This window comes from Catenulispora sp. EB89 (genome assembly GCF_041261445.1).
Lineage (GTDB): Bacteria > Actinomycetota > Actinomycetes > Streptomycetales > Catenulisporaceae > Catenulispora.
Map to the genome: position 1 here is coordinate 351,017 of NZ_JBGCCU010000001.1, position 18,213 is coordinate 369,229.

Sequence of the window (18,213 nt, forward strand, 5' to 3'; positions counted from 1 at the left end):
CTGGGGAGACGGGCTGACGGGTCCGGTTTCGATCGGCCGGTTCCGAATGTAGAGGAAACGAACACGCGGGGCACAGAGTTTCCTCCGCACCCCGCGGTACGCGCTCGGCTCAGCCTTCGCGGCGCTCGATCGTGATGCTCTCGATCACCACCGGCTTCAGCGGCCGGTCCTGCGCGCCGGTCGGCACCGCCGCGATCTCGTCCACGACCTTGCGGCTGTCGGCGTCCACGACCTCGCCGAAGATGGTGTGCTTGCCGTTCAGGTGGGTCGGACGGCGCGGGGTCGGCACGGTGATGAAGAACTGCGAGCCGTTGGTGCCCTTGCCGTTGCGGATCCCCGCGTTGGCCATCGCCAGCAGGTAGTCGCGGTCGTTGAAGGTCTGGTCCGGGTGCGGCTCGTCGTCGAAGACGTAGCCGGGGCCGCCGAAGCCCTGGCCCAGCGGGTCGCCGCCCTGGATCATGAACTGCGGGATGATCCGGTGGAAGACCGTGCCGTCGTACAGCGGCGTCGTCGACTTCACATTGGTCTCGGGGTGCGTCCACTCCCGGGTCCCCTCCGCCAGACCCACGAAGTTGGCGACGGTCTTCGGCGCAAAGTCCGGAAGCAACCGCACGACGATCTCGCCGTGGTTGGTCTTGATGGTGGCGTACAGGTTCTCGGCCACAGTCTGTTGCCTTTCGGTTTCTGTCGTATGGACGCTCTCCATCCTCGCACGGAAGCTCACTCACCCTCTGAGTAGCCCCAATGGCCCTGCGTGAGGTTGTCCGGCGGGGTGGCCGGGCAGGCACGAACTCGAGCCGCTTGCCAGGTCGACCCTGCTTCCGGCGGCGCTGCCCGGCGGGGCCGCCGGACAGCGTTGGCCAGGTGCGGCGGCGAACAGGCGATGTGAGGGAGAGGCGCGATGAGGATGCCGTTCAGTCACGACGAGCCGCAGAGCCGTCTGGAGCGCGTGCGCTGTGCCGTCCGCGACCGGACCTCCGGCGCCGCCCACTCGGTCTCCGGCGCAGCCGGGACCGCCCAGAGCGCGGCCATGAGTGCGGCCGGTACCGCGCAGGAGACCGCACAGCAGGTCGCCGACCGCGCCGCGGTGGTCGCGCACCAGGTCGCGGACCGCGCTTCGGTCGCCGCCGCGGTGATGGCCGAGCGGGCCCGTCCCGTGGCCGAGCGCGCCCGCCCGCTGGCCGCCGAGGCGGCGTCCCGCGGCGGCGCGGCCTGGCAGGTCATCCGGCACGGCGCCCCCCAGCCCTCGCCGATGGCACGCATCGCCGGCGTGATGCCGCTGGCGGCCGTGACCGCGGCCCGCCGCAGCCGCGCCCCGATCGGCCTGATGGCGCTCGGCGCGGCCGGCGCGGTCGGCCTGCTGTGGTGGCGCCGCTCGCGGGCCGACGTGGACAGCGTCTGGATCCTCGACTCGGACACCGACGTCGAGCCGGTGGGGCGCTGGCAGGAGGACGACCGCCGGGCCGCGGCCGACGACTCCATGGGCGCCGGGCGCCGGGAGTCCCCGGCCAACCGCTGGCCCTGAGCGACTGACTGACCGGCCGGCTGGCTGGCTGGCCGACCACCAGCCGGCACGTCGACCGGCCAGCCGACCGACCACCGGCCCTGAGCAGCCGTCCCACCGGATCCGACCCACCCACCGAAAGGCGGTCCGCCGATGATCGCCGTCGCGCTGGGGCTGCTCAGCCTCGTGGTCATGATCGCCACCGGAGTCGCGGCCTCGAGCACCGCCGACGACCACCTGACCTTCCTGGGCGTCGGAGTCCAGACGACCACCGCGCAGGTCTTCCTCACCGGCGCGATATTCGGCTGGGCCTTCGTGATCGCCCTCTGGCTCCTCCGCCTGGGCATGCACCGCTCCGGCCAGCGCTGCGCCCAGCTGGCCGCACGCCGCAGCCGGCGCGCGAGCGAGTGGCTCGGCTTCAGCGAGGGCGACGCCGACGGCGACGGTTGGGGCGGCTGGGGTGAGTGGGACGACTGGCGCGCGGTGGGGCGGCGGTCGGGGAATGATGTGCGCGGCTCGCAAACGGACGGCGTTCGCTTCCGGGTGAACGCTCCGCTCGGCGGCAAGGGCGCGCTGAGTAGCGAGATTGTCGGCCGGGGTGAGGTGCGCGGGCCGGATTCTCGCGGCGTTCGCTTCCGGGCGAACGCTCCGCTCGACGGCAAGGGCGCGCTGAGCGGCGAGATTGTCGGCCGGGGTGAGGTGCGGGGGCCGGATTCCCGTGGCGTCTGCTTTCGATCGGCCGCTCCGCTCGATGCCGAGGGCGCGCTGAGTAACGAGATCGTTGGCCGCGGCGAGGCGCACGGGCCGAACTCCCGTGGTGTCGGGTTTGATGCCGAAGGCACTCGCACCGACGGGGTCGTCCGCCGGTCCGGCGCGGCTGGTCACGGTCGCGGTGCCCCATGGCGTGCCGACGGCGGCGCCGACCAGGCAAACCGGGCCGTCGCAGGCGCATCGGACCAGCCGGGCGTGCTCGGCGGCGGTCACGCGGCGGGCCCAGTCGCAGGGCGGTTGCCCGGTCTCGGCGTGGACGGCGGCGCTGAGCGCCGCCAGGTCGGCGGCGGCTCCGGCCCGGTGGCGGGCGAGGATCGCGGCGCCGAGGGCGAGTAGCGCTCCGGCGAGGGTGGTCAGTAGTCCGGCCAGGAGCGCGGCGAAGATCGTGGCCGCGCCGCGATCACGGGTTCGGGTCGGCACCGGTGTCCTCACTTTCCACAGGGGCTTCGTCAGTGGCCTCGTCGGCCTCGTAGGCATCGGCGTGCGCCGTGAACGCTCGCAGCAGCGGCACATCGGCCACCGGCGCCGTGACCGTGACCCGGATCAGGCCGTCCTCGGTGCCGATGCGCACCGAAGCACCCGGCACGGCGCGGCCGACAGCCGCCTCGACCTCCGCCGCCGACTCGCCGCGCGCTGCCGCTCGGGCTCCGAGGCGGGCGGCGTCGAGGCAGCGGATCTGCGTCGCCAGCCCGGTCAGGACCCCGGCCAACGCCATCGTGAACAGCACCAAGCTTGGGATGGCCAGCGCTGCTTCGACCGTGGCGTAGCCGGCGTCCTGGCGTCTTCGCCGGTGCATCAGAACGCTGTGTTGAGTGCCTTGCGCAGAACCGCCGTGAGGCCGTTCTCCACTGCCGGGCTCGTGATCACCTTGTACAAGATCACTGCGAAGGCGCACGCCGCGAGCGTGCCGAGCGTGTACTCGACGGTCGACATGCCCCGGTCGCGGTGCCGTCGGCGGCGGATGAGTCTCATGGTTCTTCCTTCTGGTTGGAGGTCAGCGGTCAGCGGAGCAGGTGATGGGCCAGGCCCAGGACGATCGGGATGACCCCGATCAGCACGAACGCGGGCAGGAAGCACCCGGCCAGCGGGGCCACGCCCCGCACCCCGGCCCGGCGCGCGGCGGCCGTGCTCGCGGCGTGCCGCTCCTTGCGCAGGTCGGTGGCGCAGGCCCGGATCGTGGCGACCGGCGGTGCGCCGGACAGTCCGGCCCGGCCGATGGCTTCGGCGACCGGCCGCAGCCCGGGTTCGGCGGCGACCACGCGCCAGGTGGTGACCGGGTTGCCGCCGAGCCGCAGCAGCTGCGCGACCTCCTGGAACCGGTCGGACAGCTCGGCCGCCGCCTGCTCGCCGAGCGTGGTGAGTCGGCCCGGCGGCCGCAGGCAGTACGCCACCACCTCGGCGGCGCGCAGCGGATCGGCGCCGGAGGCCAGGCACGCGGCCAGCAGATCGGCGGCCACCGGCGATATGCGCGCGGCCGCTTCGCCTTGTCTGCGCTGGCGGCGGGCCGTGGTCCAGGGGTTGTGTCTCAGACGTTTGAGAAAGCCGGACCACGGTCGCGCGTGCGACGGATCCGTGGTGCCGTCCCGCGAGGCCAGAAATGCCAACCGCCGGGCGGGACGGTCCTGGTGCCGTTGCGGCCAGCACAACACCGACAACCCCGCCGACACCCCGGCCGCGACCCCGGTGAACGCGATGCCGAGGACGCTCATGACAGCGCCTCCGCCGAGCGCGCGATGCGGTCCATCCACATCACGCCGCCGAGCACGAACGCGATCCCCAGCACCAGACACGCCTCGCCGATCCCGGTGTGCAGCAGCATGGGAACCGGCGAGAGCCCCATCCCGGAGCCGATCACCAGTCCCACCACCGGCAACAGCGCCAGCAGACGCGCCGACGTACGGATCCCCGCGAGCTCGGCGTCCAGCTCGCGCCGTTGCGCGCGCTCGGCCCGGAGCCCGTCGGCCAGCTCCCCGATCGCCGGGGTCATCCCCGCGCCGCCCTCGGAGACCTGCCAGCAAGCGGCGAGCGCGGCGAGAGCTTCACGGCCCGGAGTCCCAGCCGCCGAGCGCAGCACGGTCACGACGTCGTGGCCGGTGCCGAGCGGTCCGGCCAGATACACCGCCAGATCCGGGCACGCGCCGGACGCGGCGTCGTGCAACGCCTCGCGCGCCTCCCGACCGGCGTGCAGCTCGGAGCAGATGGTGACGCAGAGTTCGATGACCTCGGTCTGCCGGCGCTCGACGGCCAGCCGCGCGGTGTGAGCCGTCCACGCCCGATACGCGCGCCACGCTCCGAACGGCACCAGGAACGCCAGCACCGCGGAGCGCGCGGCGACAGAACTGAGCACTCCCAACGCGATCGCCGACAGCACCGTCGGCCACGCACCGGCCAGCCGCAATCGCCATTTCGGTCCGCGCGGACTGCCCAACACCGCAGTCTCCAGCCGTCGGCGCGCGCCCGGCCCTGGGAAGGTCAGCACCGCCGAAGCCGCCAGGATGCCTGCCAGCGCGGAGTTCATCGGTGGCCTCCTCTGCGCGATGGAGAGGGGCCGTAGTCGGCGACGAACGGTTCGTCCGGATCGCTTCCGCCAGGCGCGCTGCCCGCACTGGCCGCGCTTTTGAGGACCGGCAAGAGGCGATCGGCCTCAGCCAGCGCTTCCTGCCAACCGGCGAGCTTCTCCAGATCGGCGTCGGCGTCCCGGTTCTGCTGTTCCCGTGAGGGCTCGGCAGACGTCTCCCGGACGTCCAGGCCCAGCAACTGGCTGAGGCGTTCCGAACCCGGGCCATAGGTCGCTGTGCCCGCAGCATCGAAGTCCACGGCGGGCAGCACCTCGGTCTCCCCGAACCCGCGGTCGATGACGCCGATCGACGCCAGCCGCCGTTTCCCCTTCTCCCGCACCAGATGCACGACCGCCTGCACCGCGGACGCCAACTGCGCGTGCAGCGCACCGCGCTCCAGCCCGGCCGGGGCGGCGAGGGCTTCGACCCGCGCCACGACGTCCTCGACTCCGTTCGCGTGCAGCGTCGCCGCGCAACCGTCGTGCCCGGTGTTCATGGCCGCCAGCAGCTCCAACACCTCGGGCCCGCGCACCTCGCCGACCACGACCCGATCCGGCCGCATCCGCAGGGCCTGCCGCACCAGCGTCCGCAGGTTCACCGCGCCGCGGTTCTCCTGGTTCGCGGTCCGGCACTGGAGGCGCGCCACATGCGGATGATCGACGACCACCTCGGCGCACTCCTCGGTCACCACGATCCGCTCGTCGGCCGGCACCAGGCCGAGCAGTGCGCCGAGCAGCGTGGTCTTCCCGCTGCCGGTGCCGCCGGTGACCAGATACGACACCCTCGCGGTGGCGATCGCCCGCAACAGGCGCGCGCCGTGCTCGGTGGTCATTCCGCCGGCTGTGAGCCGGTCCATGGTGAACGCCCGGCGTGGCGGGACCCGCAGGGAGATCAGCGTTCCCCGGACGGCCACCGGCGGCAGCACCGCGTGCAGCCGGGCGCCGTCGGGCAGCACGCCGTCGACGTACGGCGCGGCGTCGTCGAGGCGGCGTCCGGCGTGCGCGGCCAGCCGCTGCGCGAGCCGGCGGACCGCGGCCTCGTCGGGGAAGCGCACGTCGGCGCGGCTCAACGTCCCGGCGCGTTCGATCCACACCGAGTCCGGGGCGTTCACCAGGACGTCGGTGACCTCCGGATCGGACAGGTACCGGTCCAGCACGCCGGCGCCGGTGAGCTCGGAACGGACCTGATATGCCGCCGCGCGCAGATCGCGGCCGTCGAGCATGCAGCCCTCGGCCCGCAGCGCCGCGAGGATCGCCTGCATGTCGACCCGGACCGGCGGGGTGGCCAGCCGAGACCGGACCCGGTCCACGAGCCCGGCGTTCAGCCGCAGCCGTTCCGATCCGGGGAGTGGAGCCGAGGACATCGAGGACGACATCGGCGGTGGCGGTGTCATCGGGGAAGGCGGCGGCGCGTTCATGCCGCCGCCCGGGACTCGGAGCGCCGCGCGGACGCCAGACCGAACAGGTCGTCCAGGAAGCCGCGGCAGAACGCGGAGACGCTTCCTCGTGCACTGGAGCCGGGCGGCTCGCCGTGTTCGGCGGCCACCGAGAGCCGCCGCTCGGCCCCGATCACCCCGGCCAGCGGCAGGCCGCCCATGACATCCGTTATGTCCAGCGGTTCCAGACCGCCGGGAGCCGGCAGCCGCACCACCACGCGCAGGTCCGGCGACACCAGCCGGACCGCCGCGGCCAACTGCGAGGCCGCGGCGGAGGCTCGCACCTCGGCGGGGACCACCATCAGCGTCACGTTGGCCAGCGCCAGCGCCTCGGTCGCGGCCTCGTCGAGCGCGCGGGGCAGGTCGACCACGACCAGGTCACCGGCCTGCGCCAGAGCTGTGAGCACGGCGCGCACCGGCTCGGCGGCGACCGCCGGCAGCGGGATGTCGGTCCGGGTGTGCGGCCAGGTGAGGATCGGCAGGCCGCGCTGCGGCCGGGCCGTCGCCCGCGCCATGCTGTCGGCGCGGTCCTGAGCGGAAGGGCCGCCGACTTCCCAGGATGCCTCTGAATCAGAGTTTTCCGGGGTGATCACCCGCGCTCCGGAAAGAGATTCCGCTGATGAACCGTCACCATTGAGTCGGCGTCCGATACGTCGCGCTCCTGTGGTTTCCTGCGGCATCGGCGAACCGCCGCCGGACCACAGTTCCTCGTCGATGTCGGGTGATCCGTCGTCATACAAGGGATTCGCGGAAGCGCCGCCAATGTCGCCGCCGGCGCCCCGGGACTCCGGCCGGAGCCACGGGTCCGCCTTTCCCGGATCGGCCGGGGTCCCGCTGTCGTACCAGGGATCCTCGGTGGTGCCGGGGCGGGCGCCGAGCCATCCGGGGCCGTCGTCCTCGCCGGGCCGGGCCCGCGGCCAGGCCAGCACCGGCAACCGGTCCGCGCCCTCCTCGCCGAAGCCCAGGCCGCCGGCCAGGCCGTGGCGGGAATGCGCCGCGTAGGTCGGCAGCGCGTCCCGCAGCGAGCGCCCGGACAGCCGGCCGTCGCGCCACTGCGCCAGCTCCGACCAGCGCGGCCCCGGTTCGGTCTCCAGGCCGAAGAGCAGGTCGATGCCGCCGCCGGCGGGATCCAGGTCCACCAGCGTGGCGCGCAGGCCCCGGCGCACGCCGGCCAGAGCCAGCGCGGCGGCCAGCGTCGAGCCGCCGGCCCCGCCGCGCCCGGACAGCACCGCGACCACCGCTCCGGGCTCCTCGCGGGGGCTGTCGGCCTCGGCGAGCAGGCCGGCCAGCCAGCGTTCGCAGTCGGGCAGGATCAGCACGTGCGCGGCACCCACCGCGCTCCCGCGCTGCCAGACCGAGGCGTCGTCCAGGTCGCGGCCGATCAGTGCCACCTCCGGGCGGCGCGGCAGCCCGGCGCGCGCCACCTCGCCGGTCTGGTCGACGCCGACGAGCACCAGCGGCGCGGCGTTCCAGCGGTGGCGAGCGGCGCTCGGTCCCGGCACGATCTCGATCCGCACCCCGGCCTCGGCCGCCACCCGCAACAGCGCCTCGGCCAACGCCGGGTCGGAGGTCACGGCCAGCGGGGCGGGGGCCGCGGCGGCCCCGGGTTCGTACCGTGATTCTGGCCCTGACCTGCGGTTCCGATCTGGTCGGCCGGACGCAGGAGGCTGCGTGAGGTCTCGCATGGCGGGCTCCCTGGGATCGGGCCCGCCTTCGGTCGGCGGGGCACGGGCCCACGGTCGCGGAGGAATCGCAGAGTGCGCCAGGAGTACCGGATGGACTTGTGGATAAACCCGGCTTGGGGATAACCGCTATCCCTCGTTCGGCGTAGCGGCCACGCGGTTATTGGATGCGGAGTCTTAGTTCGTGTGCGAACTTGTGGATTTCTCAGGAAGATTTAAACCGGGTCGCGGGATATCCGAACGTCGGTTGTCGGAACTGTGCCGGATCGGCGCCGGATCTGTGCCGGAACAGGAGAGGGAACTCTGAGAGTTCTGTCTCGGAACTGCGCCGGAACTGCACCGGATCCGGGCCCTGCGGGGCGCGCGGCGCGGCCCGGCGGGACCCGCGACGGGGTCCGCGGGGCGGTCGGCGCGAACCTGATGTCAGCACAACCAGCGGGCCCGGCGCCCCGACCGCCGCCGCCCGGGACGGGCGGGGCGCGGCTGTGACATCGCAAGAAACGAAGAAAAGTGAAGACCCCCGCCGGGGGGGAGAGCGGGGGTCTTCTCCACGACCAGGCTCGGGGGGGAGGAGCCGGGCCGTGGTAGCACGGTCGCGAACGATCCGTGACTTCCATGGTGTACCCGAGGCTCGCAGAATGCAAACCCCGCCCCGATCCATTACGCCGAATGACTGAAGAGCCACCGTCGGCGGGGGGTAACTGCGCTTCAAAGCCGTCACTGAGGGCGCATCTGTAGCGGTCCCGACGTAGGACCTACCAACGACGCTATCCTCGATTGTGTGGATGAGCATGCGGACGCACGTGCGGATGGCGCGGGCCGTCCGGCGGCCTTCTTCGACCTGGACAAGACGATCATCGCCAAGTCCTCAACCCTGGCCTTCGGCCGTTCGTTCTACAACGGCGGCCTGATCAACCGGCGCACCGTGCTGCGGACGGCGTACGCCCAGTTCGTGTACCTCGCCGGCGGCGCGGACCACGACCAGATGGAGCGCATGCGGCAGTTCCTGTCCGCCATGGCCACCGGCTGGGACGTCGAACAGGTCAAGGACATCGTCGGCGAGACCCTGCACGACCTGATCGACCCGTTGATCTACTCCGAGGCCGCGGCGCTCATCGCCGAGCACAAGGCCGCCGGGCGGGACGTGGTGATCGTCTCCACCTCCGGTTCGGAGGTGGTGGAGCCGATCGCCGAGATGCTGGGCGCGGACCTGGCGATCGGTACCCGGATGGCGGTCGGCGAGGACGGCAAGTACAGCGGCGAGATCGAGTTCTACGCCTACGCCGAGAACAAGGCCAAGGCGATTCTGGAGCTGGCCGCCGAGCGCGGCTACGACCTGAGCCGGTCCTTCGCCTACAGCGACTCCGCGACGGACGTCCCGATGCTGGAGTCCGTGGGGCACCCCTACGCGGTCAACCCCGACCGCGCCCTGCGCAAGGAGGCGACGGCCCGCGAGTGGCCGATCCTGGTCTTCGACAAGCCGGTGGCGCTGCGCTCCAGGGTCGGTGAGCTGGCGGCCAAGCCGGCGGTGTCGGGAACGGCCCTGGGGCTGGCTCTGGCGACCGCGGGGACCATCTGGTGGCTGGGGACGCGGGGCCGGCGCCGGCGGCGCTCTGACTTCGACTGAGGCGGTTTTGGCCGATACCGTCCGGCTTGAGGTAGCTCAGCTTCCTCAGCGTGACGGTTCGGGCCGGCCGGGGCCGCTGCCACGACGCACGCCCGGGTCGGCGTTCCGGTCGTGCACCGAGCGCACCACGACCAGGCGGTCGGTCAGCTGGATGGTGCCGATCGCCACGTCGTCGTAGCGCATGGTCCGCGACCCGCGGATCACCGCCAGCACCGGCTCCTTGACCGCCCGGGGCTCCTTGTCCACGTCGCGGGTGTCGGCCGGGCGCTCCATGAGCTCCAGGCCGTCGCCGTAGGACAGCAGGTCCTGCACCACCTGGCCGACCCTGGGGCTGATCGTGGCCACGCCCAGCAGCTGCCCGGCGGTGTCGGAGCTGGTGACCACCGAGGACGCGCCGCTCTCGCGCAGCAGCGCGGCGTTCTCGGCCTCTCGGACCGAGGCCACCACCATGGCGCGGCGGGTGAGACGGCGCACGGTCAGCGTGGTCAGCACCGCCGTGTCGTCCCGGTCGGCGCTGATCACCACGTGTTTGGCCTTGGTGATCTCCGCGCGCTCCAGCACCTCGCTGCGGCTGCCGTCGCCGACGATGCCGGCCAGCCCGCGCCGGTTGGCCTCGGCGATCCGCGCCGGGTTGGTGTCGACCACCACGATCGACTCCGGCGTGTGGCCGTTCTTCAGCAGCGTCTGCACTGCGGAGCTGCCCTTGGTGCCGTAGCCGACCACCACTGTGTGATCCCGCACCTTCGACCTCCACCTCTCCTGCCGCCATTCGTTGCGGGTCCGCTCGGTCAGCACCTCCAGGGTGGTGCCGACCAGCACCAGCAGGAACATCACGCGCAGCGGCGTGACGACGAGCGTGTTGACCAGCCGGGCCGAGTCGCTGACCGGCACCACGTCGCCGTAGCCGGTGGTCGACAGGGTCACGGTGGCGTAGTAGAAGGCTGTGAGCCAGCCGATCGCCTTGCCGGAGGAGTCGCGGTAGCCGTTCCGGCCCAGGTAGACGATCACCGCCGAGAGCACCAGGATCCCGAGCGCCAGCAGCACCCGCTTGAGCACCGCCCACAGCGGGCCCGAGACCGCGCGCGGCAGCACCACCGAGGGGCGGAACGGCGCTGCGTACGTGGTGTGCTCGCTCAGACCGTCAGCACCTCCACCCGCTGCCCGGCGCCGAGGGCGACCACCCCTCCCCCCGGCGGTACGACGGCCAGCCCGTCGGCCAGCGCCAGTCCCCGCAGCATCGCCGGGCCGGTGAACCGCAGGGGGATCGCGACGGCGTCGGTGACGGAGACGGGCACGAGTCGAGTGTCGGTCGGGTGGGTGCCGACGGCATCTCCGAGCGACAGGAAGTGTGACGCGTCCGCCAGCCCTGACAGCCTGCGCAGCAGCGGCCGCACCACGGTGACGAAGCCGGCGACGGCGGCCAGCGGGTTGCCGGGCAGCCCGGCGACGAACCGGCGGTGCTGCCGGGTGCCGCCGTACTGGCCGAGCAGCATCGGGTGTCCCGGCCGCACCGAGACGCCGTCGACGAGCAGGCGCGCGCCGAGCTCGGCCAGCACGCGGTGCACGTGGTCCCGCGGGCCGCGCGCCGTGCCGCCGGTGGTGACCACCAGATCGGCGGGGGAGGACGCGATGGCCGCGAGCAGGTCGCGCGGGTCGTCGGCGACCCGGCTCACCGTCACCTCGACGTCGAGCGCTTCGAGCCAGGCGGTGAACATCGGGCCGAGCGCGTCCCGGATCCGGGCGCCGTCCGGGAGGCCGGACTCGGCCAACTCGTCGCCGATGACCACGAGCGCGACGCGCGGGCGCTCGTGGACCGGCAGGTCGTCGTATCCCGCGGCGGCGGCCAGGCCGAGTACCGCGGGGGTGACGCGGGTGCCGGCCGACAGCAGGGTCTCGCCGCGGCGCGACTCCTGGCCCTGCGGACGGATATCGGACCCTATGGGCAGCCCCGGCTCGGTGCCGCGCAGGGTACGCGTCGCGGTGGCGGCGTTCGAGACGGCCGCATAAGAACGCTGTGGTGCGGGGTCGGGTGTGGCGGCGTGGCTGTGCTCCTCGGCGCTCTCGCTGACGTGGAGCCTGGTGCGCTCGTCGACGAAGCCGCGTTCGCGCCGCAGCACCGCCGACGCGCCGGAGGGGACCCGGGCCCCGGTCGCGATCTCCACGGCCTCGCCGTCGCCGAGCCGTGTGGCCTCCTGACCGGCGAGCACCTGGCCCGTGACCCGCCAGGGACCGGGGCCGGCGACAGCCCAGCCGTCCATGGCGGAGGTCGCGAACGGCGGCAGGTCCACCAGGGCGGACAGGGATTCGGCGAGAACCGCGCCGCGGGCCTGGGCCATGGGGACGCGGGTGGTCGGCAGGGGGATCGCGGCGGCGCCGGCGATCTTGCGGGCCTCGGCCCAGGACGTGCTCACCGGTCGCCGGATCCCCGTGCGTCGCCGGCCGAGTCGCGCGAGCCGGCCGAGTTCCCCGAGTCGCCTGCGTCGCCTGCGGAAGCGCTGCCGGCGCTGTCGCCGGCCGCAGCGGCCGGCGAGCTGCTTGCCGGGCCGCTGTCCGTGCCGCCGGTCGAGCTGTCTGCCGAGCTGTCCGCCTGGCCGCTGCCCGCCGCGCCGCCGACCGAACCGATCGCGGCCGAGCCGGCCGAGGCGTCGCGGGTCGCAGCCGGGCTGCCGGCCACCGACCCGCCGACCGTCCCGCTCGCCGGGCCGTGGCCGGCCCCGCTCGGGCCGCCGGTCTCCGGGTCCCAGGCCTGAGCCAGGGCGCTGAGCTTCGCGATCGGGCCGTCCAGGGCGCCGCGCCCGCCGTCGGCCGAGCTGCGCAGCCCGACCGCGTATCCGGCCAGGAACGTGGTCAGCGGCGCCGCCGGTCGCAGGACATTGTGCGCGGCGACCCCGGCCAGCCCGAGGATCGCGTTCACGTCGGCCTCGCCGAGTTCGTGCCCGGTGAGCCCGAGTTCGGCCGCGGCGGCGGCGCACCAGTCGGCGAGCTGCTTCTTGTCGTCCATGTCCTCCATCTTCGCCTTTGTCGCGGGCCGTGTCGCAATCAGCGCGCGTGCGGTGTTGACGGCGTCCCAGGTGTCGCAGTCCACGGTCACGCCCCGGGTGTCCGGGACCCTGGTCACGGACAGCGCCTCGACGATCGAGAACAGGCGTGCGCCTCGGAGCTCGGGCACCGCGTCCAATGCTGCCGCGAGCGCGCTGCGTCGGTATATCGCGGCGAGCGGTTGGTCCTTGCCGCGCTCGTCGGTGAAGAGCACCGCGTCGGCGGTCAGCGAGCGCCGCAGCGTCGTGACCGCCTCGACGTCCAGGAACGGCAGGTCGGCGGCGAAGACAGCGATGAACTCTGCGGAGCCGACCGTCATCCCGGCGGCCAGCGCCGGCACCGGACCGCCGCCGGGAGGGTATTCGCGGGTGAACACGACCTGCCGACCCACCGGCCGGGGCGGACCGACGACCGCGACCGAGGCCGCGCCCCGGCAGGCGGCCAGCACCCGGTCGAGCATGCTGATCCCGCCGACATCGAGCGCGGGTTTGTCGGTCCCGCCCAGCCGGCGCGCGCCGCCGCCGGCCAGGACGATCACGTCGAAGGGTTCGCCGGGCCCGCCCAGAGCGTCCATACCGCCACCCTAACCGGGTGTGGCCTTCCAGTAGAACGTGTTCTAATCTGACGAGTGCTCAGATCGGGTTCGGGCCGCCGCGGACCCCGGTCGGGGCGCCGATCAGCACCTTCAGCACTCGCTCGTCCCGATCACGCCGACCCCGGGAGACGCCGCCGCATGCACCCTCCGGAACACCTGGCCTACACCCCGGCCCAACGAGCCCTGCGAGCCGAACTGCGGGCATACTTCGCCGTGCTCGTCACCGAGGAGGTCCGTCACGACCTGCGGCTGCCCGACACCTCCACGGACACGGTCCGCGTTCTGCACCGCAAGCTCGGCGCGGACGGCTGGCTCGGCGTCGGCTGGCCTCGGGAGTACGGCGGCCGCGGCCTCACCCCGGTGGAGCAGTTCATCTTCTTCGATGAGGCGTCGCGCGCGGGGTGCCCGATGCCTCTGGTGGCGCTCAACACTGTGGGGCCGACGCTTATGCGTTTCGGCACGCAGGAACAAAGGGACCTGATCCTTCCTCGCATCCTCACCGGGGAGATCGACGTCGCGGCCGGCTACTCCGAACCGGGCGCCGGTACGGATCTGGCGAGTCTGGCGACGCGTGCTGTGCGCACAGAGGACGGCAGCGCCTATGTGGTCAACGGCCAGAAGATCTTCACAACGCATGGGGACTCCGCAGACTACGTCTGGCTCGCCTGCCGGACCGATCCCGAAGCGCCGAAACACAAAGGCATCTCGATCCTGCTGGTCGACACCCGCGACCCCGGGTTCGAGGCGACGAAGATCCACACGATCGCTTCGCACTACACGACGGCGACGTACTACCGCGACGTCCATGTGCCGGTGACGATGCGGGTGGGCGCCGAGAACGAGGGCTGGAAGCTGATCACGACGCAGCTGAACCACGAGCGCGTGGCGTTGGCGGCGGTGGCGCAGGGCGTGATCCGGTCGTTCGCGAAAGTGCAGAGCTGGGCCATGGAGACTCCGGCAGCTGAAGGGAAGCGGGTCATAGACCTGTCCTGGGTGAAAACCGCTATGGCCCGCGCCTATATCCGCATCAGCGGTCTGAGGCTTCTGAACGGCCAGATGGTCGCGGCTCTCCAGAAGGACCAGACCGGCGGCCACCTGTCCCCCGCCGATGCGTCCGCGGCGAAGGTGCATGGTACGGAAACGCATATAGAGGCGTTGGCGGAGTTGCTCCAGGTACTCGGCGCGGCGGGAATCCTTAAGACAGGCTCTCCCGGCGCGCTTCTTATGGGCGACCTCGAATACCTCTACCGCTATGCCGTGACCAACACCTTCGGCGGCGGGGCCAACGAGATCCAGCGGGAGATCATCGCGATGACCGGGCTGGCGATGCCCAGGGTGCGGAGATAGGGAGAACTGTGGAGACCGATCCGCTGTACGAGACAGTGTCCGCGCACACATCCGATCCGCCGTCCGAGCCGGTCCCGGCCTGGGACCCGGTGAACCAGCCGATGATCCGGCACTGGTGCGACGCGATGGGCGACGAACTGCCGGTCTACACCGACGCGGCGGCGGCGCGCGCGGTCGGCCATCCCGACGTGGTCGCGCCGCCGGCGTCGCTCCAGGCCTGGACGATGCCCGGGCTGCGGATGCGCGGCTTCGAGGACGGGACCACCCGGGCCCAGGCCAGGCTGGTCGAGGCCGGCTACCGCGCCGTGGTGGCGACCGACTGCGAGCAGACCTATCACCGGTACCTCACTGTCGGGGACCACCTCTACGCCACCTCGCGGCTCGACTCCGTATCGCCGCGCAAGAAGACGGCGCTCGGAGAGGGCTACTTCCTGACCTCGATCACGGAGTACCGCGACCAGCACGGTGAGCTGGTCGGCGAGATGCTGTTCCGCACCCTGTGGTTCCAGCCGAAGGCGCAGGACCGGGGAGCCAAGGCATGACGCGCCCTCAGCCGGTGACCGGTCGCGACAACGCCTACTTCTGGGAAGGCGTCGCGAAGGGCGACGTGCTCATCCAGAAATGCACAGCCTGTGGATCGCTCCGGCATCCCCCCTCTCCCATGTGCCCGGACTGTCAGTCCCTGGACTGGACGACAGTGAAGGCGACAGGTCAGGCCGTCCTGCACAGCTACACGATCTGCCACCACCCGCTCCCGCCTTGGGAAGCGGGCCCCTACGCGGTGGCTCTCATAGATCTGGAAGTAGAGGACAGCGACGCGCGACCGCGCATCGTCTGCGGCACACGTGGCATCGCCAACGAGGACCTGCGTATAGAGATGCCGCTGAACCTCGTCTTCGAGGACGGCCTCGTCTTCGCCGGACCGGCTCAAGAAGGTGGGGCGTCGTGACCGTCCTGGATCAGTCTGTGGACGACGCGCTGGAAGCCGTCGGAGAGCTCTCCATCGCGGTCTTCAAAGACCTCGATATAGAAGCCACGCGGAGTCCGGCCTATAGCAACGAACCAGTGTCCGACGAACACGATCGCCGCCTGTGGCGGACCCTCGCGGACACCGGACTGCTCGCCGCTGTCCTTCCAGAGAGCGTCGGAGGCGGCGGTACCGGTCTACCGGGCATGGTGCGCCTGCTGACGGACGCCGGCGCCGCGCTGGCCCGACTCCCCCTGGTCGAGACCTTCGTTGCAGTCTCGGTCATCGACGAGAAGAACCTGGCGGCGGTGATCTCCGGAGAACTGGTCATCACCGCGGCGCTCGCCGAGCATCCATCCGCGGTGACCGCGCCGCTGCGGCTGACCGGCCAGCGGCTCAACGGGATCACGCAGCTGGTGCCGTATCCGCTCAGCTCCGATCTGGCGCTCGTCCCGGCCCTGCGCGAGGACGGGAAGGAAGTGCTGGCGCTGGTCTCCCTGTCGACGGCGCGCGTCGGCGACCAGGTGACCACGACCGGCGAACCCTTGGGCGTTCTGGAGTTCATCGACGCCGAGGTCATGGAGGTGACCGAAGCGGTCGACGAGGCTCGGGCCCTGGCCGCGCTGTTCTCCTCCGCGATGCTGTGTGGGATCGCGGCGCGCGCCCTGGCGATGACCGCCGAGTACACCGGCGGCCGCATCCAGTTCGGGCATCCGCTCGCGACGTTCCAAGGTGTGGCTCTGCGCGCTGCGGACCTCTATATCGACTCTCGCGCTATGCAAGCCGCGCTATGGGACGCCGTATACGCGATCGCCGAGAACGGCATCGGTTCACCGCGCGCCCGCTATGCGGTGGCCACGGCCAAGGTCTGGGCCTCCGACGGCGCACGCCGGGTCGTCGGCTCCGCGCACCATCTGCACGGCGGCTTCGGTGTGGACGTCACCTATCCCCTGCACCGGTACCACGCGTGGGCCCGCTACTGGGAACTCTATGGCGGCTCTGCAGAAGCCTGGTCCGGCGACCTCGGCGAGCTGATCGCCACCCACCCGATCGAGGAGGACGAATGAGCGGGGCAGGACGCGGTCAAACGCGGGGCGGGCTGCCGAAGGTCGGGGAGACGCTGCCGGAGCTGGTCATCCCGATCACGCCGACCCAGATCGTCTCCGGGGCCATCGCCTCCCGCGACTACCAGGACGTGCACCACGACGTCCCGGCGGCTCGGGAGAAGGGCTCCCCCGACATCTTCATGAACATCCTCACCACCAACGGCCTCGTCGGGCGGTTCGTGACCGACTGGGCCGGCGCCGACGCCCGGATCCTGAAGATCGCGATCCGGCTCGGCGTGCCGAACTACCCCGGCGACACCATGACCCTCACCGGGTCCGTGGCGCGCGTCGGGGAGGACGGCAGCGTCGAGGTCGCGGTCCGCGGCGCGAACCAGCTCGGCTACCACGTCACCGGCACCGTCACCCTGACCGGCCTCGGGGAGTGAGGGTGAACCTGTCCGGCAGAACGGCGATCGTCGGTATCGGCGCCACGGAGTTCTCCAAGGAGTCCGGCCGCAGTGAACTCCAGCTGTGCCTGGAGGCGTGCAAGGCCGCGTTGGACGACGCCGGGATCACGCCGCGCGACGTGGACGGCCTGGTGACCTTCTCGATGGACTCCAGCCCGTCGATCATGGTCGGCCGCGGCCTCGGCGTCGCCGAGCTGCGGTACTTCTCGCTGGTCGACTACGGAGGCGGCGCCGCCTGTGCGACCGTCGCGCACGCGGCGGCCGCGATCACCGCGGGTCTGGCCGACGTCGTGGTCTGCTACCGCGCCTTCAACGAGCGCTCCGGCCGGCGTTTCGGGAGCGGCGACGCCGCAGCCCAGGCGCGCGGCGACTCCCCGATGGCGCAGCACTTCGGCTACTACTCGCCCTACGGACTCATCACCCCGGCGGCCTGGGTCGCCATGGCCGCACGCCGTTACATGCACGAATACGGCGCCACGTCCGAGGACTTCGGACGCGTCGCGGTCGCGGCCCGAGCGCACGCGGCCACGAACCCCGCGGCGTGGTTCTACGAGCGCCCGATCACCCTGGCCGAGCACCAGAGCTCGAAGCTGATCGCGGATCCGCTGCGGCTGCTGGACTGCTGCCAGGAGTCCGACGGCGGAGTGGCGCTTGTGGTCGTCTCTGCAGAGCGTGCGCGTGACCTCCCTGGAAAGGAAGTCCTTATAGCGGGGGCCGCGCAGGGCTCTGCGCACGACCAACAGATGATGACCAGCTACTACCGCGAGGACATCACCGGACTGCCGGAGATGGGCACCGTCGCCCGGCAGCTGTGGAACCAGTCCGGGCTGGGGGCGGACGACATCCAGACCGCCGTCATCTACGACCACTTCACTCCGTTCGTCCTGACGCAGTTGGAGGAGTTCGGTTTCTGCGGACGCGGCGAGGCGCGCGACTTCATCCGGGACGGCGCGATCCACCTCGGCGGCCGGCTTCCGCTGAACACCCACGGCGGCCAACTCGGCGAGGCCTACATCCACGGCATGAACGGCATCGCCGAGGCCGTGCGCCAAGCCCGGGGAACGGCCGTCAACCAGGTGTCGGACGTCCACCACGTACTGGTCACGGCCGGTACCGGCGTCCCCACTTCGGGACTGGTGCTCAGCGCGGTCGGACGCCAGCCGTAACCCGGCGTT

18 protein-coding genes and 1 pseudogene are annotated in these 18,213 nt (G+C 72.0%); 8 read left to right on the plus strand and 11 right to left on the minus strand.

Features of this window, described 5'->3' with window-relative positions:
* Positions 1-109: 109 nt before the first annotated feature.
* Positions 110-664: a peptidylprolyl isomerase gene (locus tag ABH920_RS01660; protein ID WP_370345947.1), complete on the minus strand. Its 555-nt coding sequence runs from the start codon at positions 662-664 to the stop codon at positions 110-112.
* Between the two features lie 237 nt (positions 665-901).
* Here ABH920_RS01660 and ABH920_RS01665 point away from each other — a divergent pair, with 237 nt between their 5' ends.
* Positions 902-1,525 carry a hypothetical protein gene (locus tag ABH920_RS01665; protein WP_370345949.1) on the plus strand — a complete coding sequence of 208 codons (624 nt, stop codon included), beginning with the start codon at positions 902-904 and terminating at the stop codon, positions 1,523-1,525.
* Between the two features lie 903 nt (positions 1,526-2,428).
* Here ABH920_RS01665 and ABH920_RS01670 read toward each other — a convergent pair.
* The 7 genes and pseudogenes from ABH920_RS01670 to ssd form a co-directional block, all read right to left on the minus strand.
* Positions 2,429-2,788 (minus strand): annotated as a pseudogene (locus ABH920_RS01670) (Rv3654c family TadE-like protein); the annotation flags it as partial.
* Complete coding sequence (locus ABH920_RS01675; RefSeq protein ID WP_370345951.1) at positions 2,676-3,071, minus strand: TadE family type IV pilus minor pilin; 396 nt, start codon at positions 3,069-3,071, stop codon at positions 2,676-2,678. The gene ABH920_RS01675 and the pseudogene ABH920_RS01670, both read right to left, overlap by 113 nt.
* A complete protein-coding gene (locus ABH920_RS01680; protein WP_370345953.1) occupies positions 3,071-3,247 on the minus strand; it encodes a DUF4244 domain-containing protein in 177 nt (58 codons plus the stop codon). The genes ABH920_RS01675 and ABH920_RS01680 overlap by 1 nt, the downstream gene beginning before the upstream one ends.
* Before the next feature lie 29 nt (positions 3,248-3,276).
* Complete coding sequence (locus ABH920_RS01685; RefSeq protein WP_370345955.1) at positions 3,277-3,984, minus strand: type II secretion system F family protein; 708 nt, start codon at positions 3,982-3,984, stop codon at positions 3,277-3,279.
* Positions 3,981-4,793, minus strand: a complete 813-nt coding sequence (locus ABH920_RS01690; RefSeq protein ID WP_370345957.1) for a type II secretion system F family protein — start codon at positions 4,791-4,793, stop codon at positions 3,981-3,983. Before ABH920_RS01690 ends, ABH920_RS01685 begins: the two co-directional genes overlap by 4 nt.
* Positions 4,790-6,226, minus strand: a complete 1,437-nt coding sequence (locus tag ABH920_RS01695) for a TadA family conjugal transfer-associated ATPase (protein ID WP_370345959.1) — start codon at positions 6,224-6,226, stop codon at positions 4,790-4,792. Before ABH920_RS01695 ends, ABH920_RS01690 begins: the two co-directional genes overlap by 4 nt.
* Positions 6,227-6,246: 20 nt before the next feature.
* Positions 6,247-7,842: a septum site-determining protein Ssd gene (ssd, locus tag ABH920_RS01700; protein WP_370345961.1), complete on the minus strand. Its 1,596-nt coding sequence runs from the start codon at positions 7,840-7,842 to the stop codon at positions 6,247-6,249.
* An 889-nt stretch (positions 7,843-8,731) separates the two neighbouring features.
* Here ssd and ABH920_RS01705 point away from each other — a divergent pair.
* Entirely contained in the window at positions 8,732-9,577 is an 846-nt protein-coding gene (locus ABH920_RS01705; RefSeq protein ID WP_370345963.1) for an HAD family hydrolase, read from the plus strand.
* A gap of 45 nt (positions 9,578-9,622) precedes the next feature.
* Here the strand turns inward: ABH920_RS01705 and ABH920_RS01710 are convergent, their stop codons facing one another.
* The 3 genes from ABH920_RS01710 to ABH920_RS01720 are packed head-to-tail and all read right to left on the minus strand — an operon-like array spanning position 9,623 to position 13,190.
* Positions 9,623-10,672 (minus strand): TrkA family potassium uptake protein, encoded by a 1,050-nt coding sequence (locus tag ABH920_RS01710; protein WP_370345965.1) that lies wholly within the window; start codon positions 10,670-10,672, stop codon positions 9,623-9,625.
* Between the two features lie 38 nt (positions 10,673-10,710).
* The gene (locus ABH920_RS01715; RefSeq protein WP_370345967.1) at positions 10,711-11,988 is read right to left on the minus strand and encodes a molybdopterin molybdotransferase MoeA; all 1,278 of its coding nucleotides are present in this window, start codon (positions 11,986-11,988) and stop codon (positions 10,711-10,713) included.
* Positions 11,985-13,190 carry an NTP transferase domain-containing protein gene (locus ABH920_RS01720; protein ID WP_370345969.1) on the minus strand — a complete coding sequence of 402 codons (1,206 nt, stop codon included), beginning with the start codon at positions 13,188-13,190 and terminating at the stop codon, positions 11,985-11,987. The genes ABH920_RS01715 and ABH920_RS01720 overlap by 4 nt, the downstream gene beginning before the upstream one ends.
* A gap of 159 nt (positions 13,191-13,349) precedes the next feature.
* Here ABH920_RS01720 and ABH920_RS01725 point away from each other — a divergent pair, with 159 nt between their 5' ends.
* The 6 genes from ABH920_RS01725 to ABH920_RS01750 are packed head-to-tail and all read left to right on the plus strand — an operon-like array spanning position 13,350 to position 18,204.
* Positions 13,350-14,558: an acyl-CoA dehydrogenase family protein gene (locus ABH920_RS01725; protein WP_370345971.1), complete on the plus strand. Its 1,209-nt coding sequence runs from the start codon at positions 13,350-13,352 to the stop codon at positions 14,556-14,558.
* 8 nt (positions 14,559-14,566) lie between these two features.
* The gene (locus ABH920_RS01730; protein WP_370345973.1) at positions 14,567-15,100 is read left to right on the plus strand and encodes a MaoC family dehydratase N-terminal domain-containing protein; all 534 of its coding nucleotides are present in this window, start codon (positions 14,567-14,569) and stop codon (positions 15,098-15,100) included.
* Positions 15,097-15,507, plus strand: a complete 411-nt coding sequence (locus ABH920_RS01735; RefSeq protein WP_370345975.1) for a Zn-ribbon domain-containing OB-fold protein — start codon at positions 15,097-15,099, stop codon at positions 15,505-15,507. Before ABH920_RS01730 ends, ABH920_RS01735 begins: the two co-directional genes overlap by 4 nt.
* A complete protein-coding gene (locus ABH920_RS01740) occupies positions 15,504-16,592 on the plus strand; it encodes an acyl-CoA dehydrogenase family protein (protein ID WP_370345977.1) in 1,089 nt (362 codons plus the stop codon). Before ABH920_RS01735 ends, ABH920_RS01740 begins: the two co-directional genes overlap by 4 nt.
* Complete coding sequence (locus ABH920_RS01745; protein ID WP_370345979.1) at positions 16,589-17,017, plus strand: MaoC family dehydratase; 429 nt, start codon at positions 16,589-16,591, stop codon at positions 17,015-17,017. Before ABH920_RS01740 ends, ABH920_RS01745 begins: the two co-directional genes overlap by 4 nt.
* Positions 17,018-17,019: 2 nt before the next feature.
* Positions 17,020-18,204, plus strand: coding sequence for a lipid-transfer protein (locus ABH920_RS01750; protein WP_370345981.1), 1,185 nt, complete (start codon positions 17,020-17,022; stop codon positions 18,202-18,204).
* Positions 18,205-18,213: the final 9 nt, after the last annotated feature.